The organism is Bacillus sp. JJ1764, from assembly GCF_036962145.1.
GTDB lineage: Bacteria > Bacillota > Bacilli > Bacillales > Cytobacillaceae > Neobacillus.
Window position 1 is genome coordinate 18,609 of sequence record NZ_JBALNY010000056.1, and the last position, 12,956, is coordinate 31,564.

18 protein-coding genes are annotated in these 12,956 nt (G+C 37.7%); 7 read left to right on the plus strand and 11 right to left on the minus strand.

Annotated features, from left to right (window positions below; all coding sequences use genetic code 11):
- The first annotated feature begins 176 nt into the window (after positions 1–176).
- Positions 177–674 (plus strand): peptidyl-prolyl cis-trans isomerase, encoded by a 498-nt coding sequence (locus V7083_RS09555; protein WP_335477293.1) that lies wholly within the window; start codon positions 177–179, stop codon positions 672–674.
- Between the two features lie 38 nt (positions 675–712).
- Here V7083_RS09555 and V7083_RS09560 read toward each other — a convergent pair whose 3' ends face one another.
- Positions 713–2,041, minus strand: a complete 1,329-nt coding sequence (locus V7083_RS09560) for a PhoH family protein (protein ID WP_335477294.1) — start codon at positions 2,039–2,041, stop codon at positions 713–715.
- 202 nt (positions 2,042–2,243) lie between these two features.
- On the opposite strand from V7083_RS09560, the gene V7083_RS09565 reads away from it, so the two are divergent.
- A complete protein-coding gene (locus tag V7083_RS09565; protein ID WP_335477295.1) occupies positions 2,244–2,834 on the plus strand; it encodes a YhcN/YlaJ family sporulation lipoprotein in 591 nt (196 codons plus the stop codon).
- Positions 2,835–2,855: 21 nt separating this feature from the next.
- On the opposite strand, the gene V7083_RS09570 is transcribed toward V7083_RS09565, so the two are convergent.
- The gene (locus tag V7083_RS09570) at positions 2,856–3,311 is read right to left on the minus strand and encodes a pyridoxamine 5'-phosphate oxidase family protein (RefSeq protein WP_335477296.1); all 456 of its coding nucleotides are present in this window, start codon (positions 3,309–3,311) and stop codon (positions 2,856–2,858) included.
- A gap of 169 nt (positions 3,312–3,480) precedes the next feature.
- Between V7083_RS09570 and V7083_RS09575 the strand changes: the two genes are divergently transcribed.
- Positions 3,481–3,681, plus strand: coding sequence for a YlaI family protein (locus tag V7083_RS09575; protein WP_335477297.1), 201 nt, complete (start codon positions 3,481–3,483; stop codon positions 3,679–3,681).
- A gap of 58 nt (positions 3,682–3,739) precedes the next feature.
- Here the strand turns inward: V7083_RS09575 and V7083_RS09580 are convergent, their stop codons facing one another.
- From V7083_RS09580 to typA, 3 genes are read right to left on the minus strand one after another with little or no spacing between them, the layout of a single operon-like run.
- Positions 3,740–4,033 (minus strand): hypothetical protein, encoded by a 294-nt coding sequence (locus V7083_RS09580; RefSeq protein ID WP_335477298.1) that lies wholly within the window; start codon positions 4,031–4,033, stop codon positions 3,740–3,742.
- Between the two features lie 13 nt (positions 4,034–4,046).
- The gene (locus tag V7083_RS09585) at positions 4,047–4,361 is read right to left on the minus strand and encodes a YlaH-like family protein (RefSeq protein ID WP_335477299.1); all 315 of its coding nucleotides are present in this window, start codon (positions 4,359–4,361) and stop codon (positions 4,047–4,049) included.
- A 34-nt stretch (positions 4,362–4,395) separates the two neighbouring features.
- Positions 4,396–6,234, minus strand: coding sequence for a translational GTPase TypA (typA, locus tag V7083_RS09590; RefSeq protein WP_335477300.1), 1,839 nt, complete (start codon positions 6,232–6,234; stop codon positions 4,396–4,398).
- 153 nt (positions 6,235–6,387) lie between these two features.
- Between typA and V7083_RS09595 the strand changes: the two genes are divergently transcribed.
- Positions 6,388–6,573 (plus strand): YlaF family protein, encoded by a 186-nt coding sequence (locus V7083_RS09595; RefSeq protein ID WP_335477301.1) that lies wholly within the window; start codon positions 6,388–6,390, stop codon positions 6,571–6,573.
- Positions 6,574–6,603: 30 nt separating this feature from the next.
- Here V7083_RS09595 and V7083_RS09600 read toward each other — a convergent pair whose 3' ends face one another.
- The gene (locus V7083_RS09600; RefSeq protein WP_335477302.1) at positions 6,604–7,401 is read right to left on the minus strand and encodes an inositol monophosphatase family protein; all 798 of its coding nucleotides are present in this window, start codon (positions 7,399–7,401) and stop codon (positions 6,604–6,606) included.
- A gap of 259 nt (positions 7,402–7,660) precedes the next feature.
- Positions 7,661–7,855: a hypothetical protein gene (locus V7083_RS09605; protein ID WP_335477303.1), complete on the minus strand. Its 195-nt coding sequence runs from the start codon at positions 7,853–7,855 to the stop codon at positions 7,661–7,663.
- 177 nt (positions 7,856–8,032) lie between these two features.
- Here V7083_RS09605 and V7083_RS09610 point away from each other — a divergent pair, with 177 nt between their 5' ends.
- A complete protein-coding gene (locus tag V7083_RS09610) occupies positions 8,033–8,662 on the plus strand; it encodes a YktB family protein (RefSeq protein ID WP_335477304.1) in 630 nt (209 codons plus the stop codon).
- 20 nt (positions 8,663–8,682) lie between these two features.
- Here the strand turns inward: V7083_RS09610 and V7083_RS09615 are convergent, their stop codons facing one another.
- Both V7083_RS09615 and V7083_RS09620 read right to left on the minus strand, forming a co-directional pair.
- Positions 8,683–8,958 carry a UPF0223 family protein gene (locus V7083_RS09615; RefSeq protein WP_335477305.1) on the minus strand — a complete coding sequence of 92 codons (276 nt, stop codon included), beginning with the start codon at positions 8,956–8,958 and terminating at the stop codon, positions 8,683–8,685.
- 29 nt (positions 8,959–8,987) lie between these two features.
- A complete protein-coding gene (locus tag V7083_RS09620) occupies positions 8,988–9,947 on the minus strand; it encodes an NAD(P)H-dependent flavin oxidoreductase (RefSeq protein ID WP_335477306.1) in 960 nt (319 codons plus the stop codon).
- 203 nt (positions 9,948–10,150) lie between these two features.
- On the opposite strand from V7083_RS09620, the gene V7083_RS09625 reads away from it, so the two are divergent.
- The gene (locus tag V7083_RS09625) at positions 10,151–11,623 is read left to right on the plus strand and encodes an aminotransferase class I/II-fold pyridoxal phosphate-dependent enzyme (protein WP_335477307.1); all 1,473 of its coding nucleotides are present in this window, start codon (positions 10,151–10,153) and stop codon (positions 11,621–11,623) included.
- A gap of 54 nt (positions 11,624–11,677) precedes the next feature.
- Here V7083_RS09625 and V7083_RS09630 read toward each other — a convergent pair whose 3' ends face one another.
- Positions 11,678–11,800, minus strand: coding sequence for a GapA-binding peptide SR1P (locus V7083_RS09630; protein ID WP_335477308.1), 123 nt, complete (start codon positions 11,798–11,800; stop codon positions 11,678–11,680).
- A 158-nt stretch (positions 11,801–11,958) separates the two neighbouring features.
- A complete protein-coding gene (locus V7083_RS09635; RefSeq protein ID WP_335477309.1) occupies positions 11,959–12,258 on the minus strand; it encodes a DUF3055 domain-containing protein in 300 nt (99 codons plus the stop codon).
- A gap of 157 nt (positions 12,259–12,415) precedes the next feature.
- On the opposite strand from V7083_RS09635, the gene V7083_RS09640 reads away from it, so the two are divergent.
- Entirely contained in the window at positions 12,416–12,850 is a 435-nt protein-coding gene (locus V7083_RS09640) for a DUF1885 family protein (RefSeq protein WP_335477310.1), read from the plus strand.
- Positions 12,851–12,956 lie beyond the last annotated feature (106 nt).

The following is a 12,956-nucleotide window of genomic DNA, read 5'->3' on the forward strand; positions in this document are numbered from 1 at the left end:
ACGCCAACATTGATCCCCCCATTTCAGAGCGATTATTCAACTTATCTATAAATTTTACCGTTAACCACCGAAAAATGCAAGAACAATAAGCTTATTATCATGTCAATTTAAGTTTTATGACTTTCTTTCAGAAAAAAGCTATACTAATGATTGTGAGACATAAGGGGGTATGCAAAATGGAAAATATCATTATGATACGAGGAAAAGTAACCTTTCAGATCACGTTAGATCCTGGTACTTGGATTTTTGATGATCGTAAACTTGATTTAACAACCTATTTTACCGAGGAAAAAAAGTCAGCAAATGAACTTGAGGAATACACAAAAGCTGTTTCTAAGCACTGGGACCGCGAAATTATGGAAGGAGCCATTTTCCCGCCAACACTAAAGACTGAAAAAAAATTTGAAAAAGTAAAATTGTTGACGGGAACATTTGGGATGCCCTTAAAGCCTTTTTTACATAATGCCCAGCCTAACGCCGACGCAACGGTTTTGGTCATCCACACGAAATCGGGTGACACGGAGATGCCTTTAACACAAGGTATTGAGGTCATTTGCGGGTTCTCTCTAAACGGTAAGCCCCTTAACGAAGACGGTCCTGTTCATGCTTACTTTGGTGATGGTTCTAATAAGGATAATCCTATTAAAAATGTAATTGGTTTCTCTTTAAAATAGACGGGGGCCATTTTGGCGCCCGTTTTTTCGATTCGCGGCTATAGTAGATCCGCAGCAATTCTTGCTAATCCAGACCTTTCACCTTTTAATAATTTCACATGCCCGGACATGACTTGGTCTTTAAACTTTTCTACTACATAGGTAAGGCCGTTATTATATGCATCCAAATAAGGATGATCTATTTGTTCAGGATCTCCCATTAAGACAATTTTACTATCTTCTCCCACACGGGTTAGGATTGTTTTCACCTCGTGCTTTGTCAGATTCTGAGCCTCATCTATTATAATAAATTGTTTTGGAAGGCTTCTTCCCCTGATATAGGTCAATGCTTCCACTTCAATGGAACCCATACCTGCCAAAATAGCATCCAATTCACCCGGCTTCTTTGTATTAAACAGGTATTCCAGATTATCATAAATTGGCTGCATCCATGGCCGTAATTTCTCCTGCTTCTCCCCAGGCAAAAATCCTAAGTCTTTACCTACTGGGACAATTGGACGTGCAACTAATAGCTTTTTATATTCATGAAAGTCCTCTGTTTGCATTAACCCTGCAGCTAGGGCCAATAATGTTTTACCTGTCCCTGCCTTCCCAATTAAGGTCACTAGTGGGATATCCTTTCGAAGCAGCAATTCAATGGCCATTGTCTGCTGAACATTTCTCGAGTGAATTCCCCATATATGTTCCTGATTTAGCACTAACTTATTTACCTTTTTGCTTGTTCGATTCACCATCCCTATGGCTGAGGCCGAACTTCCAAGGGCATCCTTCATGATCAAAAATTGATTTGGATAAAAAGGATGGTTAGCAATTTCAGAAAGAAACAGCTCACCTTTTTCATAAAAGCGGCTTAATAAATCAATTGGGATATACACCTCGAGAAAACCTGTATAAATATGGTCAATTTCAACCACACGATCATTTAAAAAATCTTCAGCATCCAGTCCAATCGCATCTGCCTTTACTCTTACTAATGCATCCTTACTTACCAGGATCACCGGTTTCCCATTTTCCTTAGTTTGCTCTTCTAAGAATAAATTTTTAGCTACCGCCAAAATGCGGTTATCATTTGTTTTTTCGATAAAGATATCTTGAAGTTCATGAAAACTTCGATGATTCAGTTCAATTCTGATTGACCCCCCGTTTTCCAGTGGGATCTTTTCATGAAGTTTCCCTGAGGCCCTTAGACCATCAATTAATCTGGATACTTGCCTAGCATTTCTTCCTACCTCATCCATATACCTTTTCTTTGAGTCCACTTCCTCAAGTACTACTGCAGGTATTACAACTTCATTATCTTCAAAGGAAAAAATGGAATACGGGTCTTGTAGTAAGACATTTGTATCTAACACGTATATTTTACTCAAAGGTACGCCTCCCGCTTGTAGTTGGTGTACGGCTTGTTTAAAAATATCAAACATGCCTATTGTAAGAACTTTGGTAAAATATATGTTTATTGGAATAAAGATAGAAGGCGTTCCACACAATAAATGTTAGTGAGAACGCTTTCTATTGATAGGATTAAGCGTATTTAACCCCTTTTTTTATTATACTTTTAGGAGGTTTTTTATGAAAAGGACCTTAATAGCTGCATTCATCTGTTTACTGTTAGCAGGGTGCAATAACAACAATCGTAATGACATCACTGAAAGTAAAGATTCATCTTTAGTGAAGGTAAAAAATAGTTATATTGAAAGTGTTGACCGGAAAACAGGACAAGAAATTTCCAAACGTTTGGTAACTCTAGCTACAAGCGTCCCTAATGTAAATGACGCAACCGCAGTTGTTTTAGGGAAATACGCAATTGTCGGCATTGATGTCAATTCAAAAATTGATCGGTCCCAAGTAGGAACCATCAAATACTCCGTTGCTGAAAGTCTAAAAAAAGACCCCTATGGAGCCAACGCTGTTGTTGTAGCAGATGCAGACACAACCGAAAGATTAAAGGAGATCCAGGGTGATATAAAAAGAGGAAGACCGATAAGGGGAATCATGGAGGAACTCGCAGATGTTGCTGGTCGGTTAATGCCTGAAATACCGGGGGATTTGGTCACACCTACTCCCAAAAATGCACCTGATAAACCTGCAAAAAAACTGCCCAACGAACAAGAGAAAGAGTTACGAAAAGAACAGGAAAAACAATCAAATTATCACAAATAAATGAGAAAAGCTTAGTTATCACTAAGCTTTTCTCATTGCTTCCATCACTTGCCTATCTAATTTTTCAGCAGCATTTTTATCATATGTTTTATCGTATTGAACTTCGGAAACAATTTTGGAGCCATAGAACATCACATCTCTGACTTCTTTAATTTCCATTTCCACTAATGCAAGCTTCAATGGAACATCCTCTAGACGCTCTTCTTTTATCGATGCCTCACCTTGAATGGAATAGGTAGACTCGTTAGCAATTAGATTAATCACAATCCGATTGTTTTGGTTTATATTCTGGATAATTCGAGAACGTCCATCTACCGCAAAACAGATGGTTTTTTCATCCTTTGCCAACACCCATGAAATTGCACTTACATTTGGCCACCCTGTTTCGTGGTCAATTGTAGCTACTGTCACAAATCTTTCTTTTTGTAATTCATCATATAGAGGCTGAATAAGCCCTGGCTCTACTTGATTTACCACTTTTTAAATCCCCTTTGCATCTTATATTAATTAAAAACAGCTATTCTAATATTACTATTATTACTTTCATTCATCAAATTAACAAATATTTTGATTACCTATCAGATTACCTGCTGCTATAGTATAATATATTTATTCAGTGTGAATTTGAAAAAGATGAGGTGACTTCATGAGAGTAAAATGTGTAATTTGCGATAAAATCGAATCGATTGCCGATGAGTCCCCGGTTGCCAAACGCCTGCGAAATCGGCCTATCCATACATATATGTGCAATAACTGCAGCGAACGAATTACTGAAAGAACGAATGCCAGGATTTCCACAGGTAACTTTAAGCTTTATCGTACACGTCCTGAAAAAGATGAATGGTGAGCAGAAAGTAAAAACCACAAGTCCCTTCAAAAATTCGAATGAAGGAACTTGTGGTTTTTTAGTCTTTTACCGGACAATTCACGTATTTTTCCGGTTCTTTATTAATTTGATCTAACATGACTTCGATTAATTCACGTGGGAAACGTGTTTTTTTTGTCTCTCCTTCATGTTGATAAGATACATAATAAAGAGAATCATCTGTTGAGATTTCGATGTTGGAAACATGACGTTCAGACTTTAGCATCTCATCAAAATGAGCCTTTGTTTCCTGTGCTGCGGTATCATCAGGGCGTGCATCGCACACTACCTTAATGGTTAGCCAATTATATAAGACATCTTGTAAGGAATTCATGTTCTATCCCCCGCTACTTTGCTTCCGTTTGTTGTTTTTTCGATTGATGTAAACGAATTTTATAAATAATTAATACTAGAGCTGCAACAACTAATCCTTCAGCAATTGGCAAAAAGGCCCCAAGAAAGGTTAAAATGGTACAGCCTAGACATAAAAAGATATAAATGACAATCGACTTTCCAAGAGGAAGCTTTTTGGCAAAACCCAGTTTATATACAATGATGGATAAAATCACGATTGTTATATAAAGAAGCCACATCCCTATTTTCGGCTGTTCCGATACCTTATAAAGTGCAGCAAAGAATGAAAGTCTTTCTGCTACGTTCACGTCAAAACCTCCTCTATCCTTTAACCAGGCTTGATTAGCTCATTTCTGCAACTTTTTTCTTTTTAGCTACTCTTTCACGTTCACTCTTATCTAAGATTTTCTTTCTTAAGCGGATGGATTGTGGAGTAACCTCACAATATTCATCTTCATTTAAATACTCAAGAGATTCTTCTAATGTCATGATACGTGGCTTTTTAATCACCGAGGTTTGATCCTTGGTAGCTGAACGTACGTTAGTGGCATGCTTTACTTTCGTAATATTTACGGTGATATCATTTTCACGTGTATGTTCACCGACAATCATACCTTCATAAATTTCCGTACCTGGGTCAACGAAGATAGTCCCACGATCTTCTACCTGCATAATACCATAGGTAGATGCTTTCCCGGTTTCCATTGACACTAGAACACCTTGACGTCTGCCGCCAACCTGACCTGGTGTCATTGGTTGATAGCTGTCAAAGCTGTGGTTAATAATTCCATATCCACGAGTAAGTGTTAAGAATTCAGTTGTATAACCGATAAGCCCACGCGCAGGCACGTTAAAGATAAGACGAACTTGACCATTTCCATTATTAACCATGTCAAGCATTTCACCTTTACGAGCCCCGATGGATTCCATAACTGCACCTGTATGCTCTTCAGGTACATCAATTTGCACCCGTTCAACTGGCTCACTACGAACTCCGTCAATTTCTTTTACGATAACCTCAGGCTTTGAAACCTGCAATTCGTATCCTTCACGACGCATATTTTCAATAAGGATCGACAAGTGAAGTTCTCCACGTCCGGAAACAATCCACATATCAGGTGAATCTGTATTTTCAACACGGAGGCTGACGTCCGTTTGTAATTGAGCACGAAGCCGCTCTTCGATTTTTCTGGCAGTTAAATATTTCCCTTCACGACCAGCAAAAGGACTGTTATTAACAACAAATGTCATTTGTAGGGTTGGTTCATCAATTCTTAAGACAGGAAGAGCCTCTTGCTGCTCAATCGGACAAACGGTTTCCCCGACATTAATATCTTCCATACCTGATACTGCAACTAAATCGCCAGCTTTTGCTTCTTCTACTTCTTCCCTCTTTAAGCCAAAGAAGCCAAAGATCTTTGTTACACGGAATTGCTTAACTGAACCATCCAGTTTCATTAAGGCGACCTGTTGGCCAACCTTCATCGTTCCACGGAAGACACGGCCTATTCCAATTCTTCCAACATATTCATTATAGTCGAGAAGAGCAACTTGGAATTGAAGAGGTTCGTCATGATTATCAATTGGTGAAGGAATATGCTCGATAATTGATTCATATAGACATTGCATATTTTCATCCTGCTGTTCAGGATTCATACTTGCTGTACCGTTGATGGCAGATGCATAAATTACAGGGAATTCCAATTGATCCTCTGTCGCATCAAGTTCGATAAATAAATCAATTACTTCATCAATTACTTCAGCAGGACGAGCAAAATCACGGTCAATTTTATTAACCACCACAATTGGAGTTAAATTTTGCTCCAGCGCTTTTTTTAGAACAAAACGGGTTTGCGGCATACAACCTTCATATGCGTCTACAACCAACAATACACCGTCAACCATTTTCATGATTCGTTCCACTTCACCGCCAAAGTCGGCATGTCCTGGCGTGTCTAAAATATTGATTCTGGTATCCTTGTATTGGATTGCCGTATTCTTTGCTAAGATCGTGATTCCGCGTTCTCTTTCTAAATCATTAGAATCCATCGCGCGTTCTTCAACATGTTCATTGGTCCTAAATGTTCCTGCTTGTTTTAATAATTGGTCTACCAAGGTTGTTTTACCATGGTCAACGTGAGCAATGATTGCAATATTACGGATATCGTTTCTTGTATTCAAAAATTTCCACTCCTGACTATATTCAATAAAGAAGGTTATTTATAGTTTCTCATAGACAACTAAAACATTATACCACAGTTCATGTGGAAACCTAAAAGCATTTTATGTATTATATAAAATAATGGGTATAAGTTTAGATAAGGGGGATGAATAATGAAGCAAATTAAATGGGTTTTACTTATCTATGCCGTAATGGCAGCGGCAGCCATTATGGGAATAGGCGTGGCAATTGCCGAAGAAAGTATTTTAGGAATAATTGGATGTATTCTTGCTTTAATTTCCATAATGGGTCTTGGGTTCACAACCAAAAAGAAAATGCGTGAACGAGGAGAATTATAAAAAGCTTCAGCAAATGCTGAAGCCCTTTTTTTACCATTCACCATTTTTTAAATACTCGGATAAAATGGTTTCGTGCAGTCCAGGTTTTGCGACAAATAAAGAATCTTTCGTCAAAAAGTCGAGCTTTCTTCCTCTTAAGTTTGTAACCACTCCGCCCAGTTCCTCCACAATAACGGTCCCACCACCATAATCCCAAGGAGATAATCGCAACGAAATATAGGCGTCCACTCTCCCTGTTGCTACAAAAATCATTTCAAGGGCAGCTGTTCCATATGACCTGGTCCCTCGAGCAGCTCTTACTAATGGAATTAATAAATTATGATCAATTCGATGATTTTCCATTACCCAGGTTGCATTTAGAGCAAGGATCGATTCTTGTACCGAAGTCTCTTGAAGCCGCGGTAATGGTTTATCATTTAAGTAGGCACCTTTACCAACTTGAGCATGGTACAATTCATCATGAACCACATCATATACCAATCCGATTTTGCCTATCCCATTCTCATAAATCCCTACAGATATGGCAAAATTCCTTTGTTGATGGATAAAATTCATCGTCCCGTCAATGGGGTCGATTAACCAGACAACACCGTTTAAATCATTTATTTCGTCCCCAAATCCCTCTTCCCCCATGATTCTGTGTTCGGGATAGGCCTTTTTAATTTTTTGAATGAAGAACTGCTCTGTTTCTCGATCAATATTGGTTACTAGGTCATTTGGATTTGTCTTTGTTTCAATATTCAAGGTCTGATCGAAGGATGCTTTTATTCGGTTCCCCGCCTCTTTCACCCATTCCTTCGCATGGGAATAAATCTCTTCCCAAATCATATCGTTCCTCCCGTCATCTTGATTCTTTTATGTTCTCAATGTATGTAGTATTCACTTGCAAAATCCTTCTAATGTAATCTTAGCTTAATGCAAATTTACTCCTCCAGCAACTTTTTGCAATTTTATGTAGAGAAATATTTAGGACGCAATAATAAACGAACTCCCCCATACCATTGGAGTTCGTTTTAAAAGTAATCATTTTTATTTCGTTTCATTCTAAATTTTTACCCCTTAGAAATTAGTCCTGTACCCAATGTAGTTAAAATGCCTTTAATCGTAATAATTCCAATCGAATTTTCTCGAGTTTTTGCTTGCAATCTTTAATTTTCTTTTCATCATTTTCTTCTATTGCCTCGAATAACACAGCAAGCTCATAATCCATTTCCAAACGTAAGACAGCCTTTTTTTCTTTTTCGCCTACTTTTTTTAATGAAGTATTCATCAATTGTTTCACTTGCTCTCCTCCCATCCGTTATTAAACTTACTTTTCAGATATTTTTTACTGTATCATATGAGCCAATTTGAAATATTGGAACAAATATGTGCTCTTACCTAGAAAGCAGCTTATTTTCTTGAGCTTATCTTGATATGTTAAAATATGAAGGAATTGAATAGTGGAGGTAACACAGGAATGGAAGTCACGAGATTTACAAATGAAGATTTTGACGTATTTACAATAGATGGACTTGATCCACGGATGGAAGCACTTAAAATGAAAATCCGACCAAAATTGGAAAGTTTAGGACAATACTTTGCTCCAACTCTTACCACACTCACAGGTGACGAAATGTTTGTACATGTTGCCAAACATGCCCGAAGGACCGTTCATCCTCCAAAGGATACATGGGTCGCATTTGCTAATAATCCACGTGGATATAAAATGCTGCCTCATTTTCAAATTGGTCTTTGGGAAACTCATTTATTTATTTGGTTCGCTGTCATTTATGAGGCACCACATAAAGCAGAAATTGGTAAACGTCTATCAGAAAAACTCGCTAAGATTCACAAGGATATTCCAAAGAATTTTGTCTGGTCTATGGATCATACAAAACCTGAGACAATTCAAAATGAAACTTTATCAAAAGAAGAGCTGCAAGCAATGTTTGATCGCCTGCAAACAGTAAAAAAAGCGGAATTATTATGTGGCTATGTGATCGATCGAAATGATGCCATACAATTAAATTCTGAGCAATTAATTAGTAAAATCCAAAAAGTATTTGAGAGTTTAACCCCTCTTTATAATCTAGCGGTCAAAAAGTAAAGCTCCCTAAATTGGGAGCTTTACTTTTTCATTACAATTCGATCACCTGAAGCAGACTCTTTTGATTTTTTAATTGTCCTATAAGCAGAGTATCCACTTATATCTTCAAACTCATTGCAAATAGATTTTTCCTCCGCTTTACTTGGTACGATTTCTTTAAAACGTCGATAGGCAGCCAACATCTGATCCCGTTCTACCCCTGTTTCATAAGCCTTTTCTACTGCCTCAAAAAATGTAATCACATCGACAATCTCTTGGGTGGACCAACTGTAATCAATTGGGTATTGATATTCCATCATTTCACCGACTTTACTTCATTTAGATTCTATTTTCCCCATTTTTCACGGATATTCTCCGCCACATGTATGATTCGCTCAAACAATTCTGCAACTGATGGGACATCCTTAATGAGTCCCATGACTTGTCCGGCCCAGGCAAAACCTTCTTCGACAACTCCATCATAAATGTACCGTTTATTGGCACTTCCACTGATAAAATCCTTTAGTTCTTCAAAACCACCGGAATTTTGCTCAATTTCAAGTATTTTTTCAGTCCAATTATTAGAAATTGCCCTGGCTGGAGCACCGAGAGATCTTTTTATAACTACCGTTCCTGCTTCCGAGCCCTCAACTATGGCTTTTTTATATAGTTCATTGGCATGGATACATTCTTTCGTCGCAATGAACCTCGTGCCCATTTCAATACCCTCAGCCCCTAAACCGAGGGCCGCCATCAATCCCCGACCATCTCCAATGCCTCCAGATGCAATGACAGGGATTGAAACTGAGTCAACTACCTGCGGAACTAACACCATCGTTCCAATATCATCTCGACCAAGATGGCCCCCACCCTCTTGACCAACGACCATTACGGCATCCGCCCCAAGCTCCTCTGCTTTTACGGCCTGCCTTTTAGCCGCAACTAATACAAGCTTTTTAATAGATGTTCCCTTTAATTGTTCAAGAATTGGGGCAGGATTTCCCCCAGTCATCGAAATGACAGGTACTTCCTCCTCCATTGCAACCTGTAAAAGATCTAAAAACGGTCTTCCATGTTGACCAATAGCAAAATTAACACCAAATGGCTTTGTCGTCAATTGTTTAACCTTATGAATTTCTTGTCTCAATAATTCCGGGCTTCCCAATGACATGGCTGTTATTTGACCAAGACCCCCTGCATTTGACACCGCAGCGGCCAGTTCTGAATAAGCTAAATAAGCTAATCCCCCTTGAATAATGGGATAGCGAATATTTAAGAGTTTTGTAACACGGGTTTCCCAATTCATACCATATCCCCCTTAATAATAGATATTTGTTATTTCGGCTTTTAAGGTTAATTTTCCTTTTTTTCTGGGAAACTAAAGTAACTAAAAAAATTCATGATTATTAGCGTAAACACCTATACATTTTAGATATAAAAGTGCTATAATCTTTTTTGTTTTGCTTAATTATACAATGTAATTAATAAATAAAGAGGTGTGGTTATAAATTGTCCCAGCAGGAAACACCGTTATTTAGCGGTTTAGTAGAACATGCGAAACGCAATCCCGTACAATTTCATATTCCAGGTCATAAAAAAGGTGCTGGAATGGATCCTGAATTTCGCCAATTTATTGGTGATAATGCTTTATCCATTGATTTAATCAATATCGGACCATTGGATGACCTCCATCATCCAAAAGGAATGATTAAGAGAGCTCAAGACCTTGCAGCAGAAGCATTTGGCGCTGATCATACATTCTTTTCGGTCCAAGGTACAAGCGGTGCCATCATGACTATGGTGATGGCTGTCTGTGGACCAGAGGATAAAATTATTGTTCCTAGGAATGTTCACAAATCGGTTATGTCGGCAATTGTTTTTTCAGGTGCGATTCCCGTTTTCATTCATCCTGAAATTGATAAGGAATTGGGCATTTCCCATGGTATTACACCCGAAGCAGTTGAAAGAGCTTTAATAGAGCATCCAGATGCTAAAGGTGTTTTGGTTATTAACCCAACCTATTTTGGCATCTCAGCAGATTTAAAGAAAATTGTTGAAATCGCCCATTCATATAAAGTACCAGTTCTTGTCGATGAGGCCCACGGCGTGCATATTCATTTCCATGATGAATTACCTTTGTCTGCTATGCAGGCCGGTGCCGATATGGCTGCAACAAGCGTTCATAAACTTGGCGGATCCATGACTCAGAGCTCTATACTTAATGTCAAAGAGGGTCTAGTATCTGTTAATCATATTCAATCCATTTTAAGCATGCTAACGACAACATCAACTTCCTATCTACTCCTAGCATCACTTGATGTTTCACGAAAACAGCTAGTGCAAAAAGGAAAAGAATTAATCAGCAGTACAATCGAATTAGCTCAATCCATACGGAAAAGAATAAATCAAATTGAACATCTGCATTGTGCGGGTGAAGAAATTCTTACTTCAGAGGCAATCTTTGATTATGATCCAACAAAGCTAATTATTTCTGTCAAAGATTTAGGCCTTACTGGCTACGAAGTGGAAAAATGGCTTAGACAAAGACATAATATTGAAGTAGAGTTATCGGACCTATATAATATCCTTTGCATCGTTACATTTGGTGATACTAATTATGAAGGAGATTTGTTGGTAAATGCTTTAAAGGAGCTAGCTGACGAATGTGAGCACCGCGCCGAGAAAACAGAACCAGTCGAAGTATTGCTTCCTGAAATCCCATTGCTGGCACTTACACCAAGAGATGCGTTCTATTCTGAAACTGAGGTTATTCCTTTCGAAGATTCGGTGGGAAGAATTATTGCCGAGTTTGTGATGGTTTATCCACCAGGAATTCCAATCTTAATACCTGGAGAGATTATTTCAAAAGAAAATCTCCACTATATTAAGGAAAACTTAGAAGCAGGGTTACCTGTTCAAGGTCCAGAAGATGACGAAATTAAATTCATTCGAGTCATAAAAGAATATAAAGCAATCAAATAAAAAATACAGGATTCCGTTTCGGAATCCTGTTTATTTATTTCTATCATGTACTAGTTATTTTTCATCTTTTGAATGGTCATCGCAACAGCAATTACATTTTGAATAAAGTACTGATACTTTTTCATCTTCAAAATGATCGATTGTTGAGTTGCAAGATTGACATACAATTGTACCCATCTGTTCTAGCCCCATTTCAAATGATTTTATGAAAGCGTTTAAAACATCCTTGAATTAATAATAATATATCACATTTAAAATTTCAAGCCCAATTTGTATGTCACATTTAATTTTTTTCATATAAAAAAAGGGCCTATAAGCCCCTTCACGAACGCATATTAATCATACTCTGTAACAAACGGCATTTCTGGTAAAGCGCTTTTAAAAAACTCAGCTAAATCTAAGGCTTGCTGCTGATCTTGGATTCGGAATACGTTTTGAAGGTGTTCGATATCTTCAATGTCTTTAGGGTCGAGGAGAGTTGAACGGCCTGTTTGCATGCAGACAACAAGAGGCTTTCCAAAAAACATGTTGGTATAAATAATTCCAAAATCATATCGTGTATCCTCTGTAGTAAACCCAATAAACCTAACCTTAACCTTTTCATGCTCATCATAGAGCTTGTAAAATAACTCCATATTACTCCTCCTTTATAAATAGTTAGAATATTATTATAATTTACTTTCCATTAATTAACAAGAAATTGTTGAAATATTTAATATTGTTGTCATTTATTTTTAATCAATGCTAGAATAAGAGAGATAACAATTACGGCTGAATAAAGGGGGAAAGATGATGGCTATAAATGCGTATATTAAGCTGGTGCCTTCATCCGCAAAACAAACAATTACAATAGATGAATTAAAAGAGTTATTCCATTATTATAAAAGCATCCTGAACAAAACAGGAGCTCAATTAGATTGGGAATATGATCATGCGGCATTCCCATATGAAATAAAAGAAACCTCAGAAGGAAAAGATAAATGGTTTTACTTACAATCCGACCATGAGCGATATAATGTCATTTTGATTGGAGTAGATCAAGAAACCGTTTCCCTAGAGAATGGAGAAATGAGAGACCAAACCTATATTCAGGTCACTTTACCCGAACAATCTACATATGGAGATAAAGGAAAAGCAAATGAATTTTGTAAATTTCTTGCCAATAAACTTCAAGGCGAACTTCATTTGTTTAACGACCGAGTCATGTATTTCTATCCTCGAAAGTAAAAAGCCCCAAATTTGGGGCTCTTTTAATGTAAGGCAGTGTTAAATAACAGTGTTTGTTTTTAACACTCTGTTGATTGTAGTGGAAGGTACGAAGACTCCTGTGGGA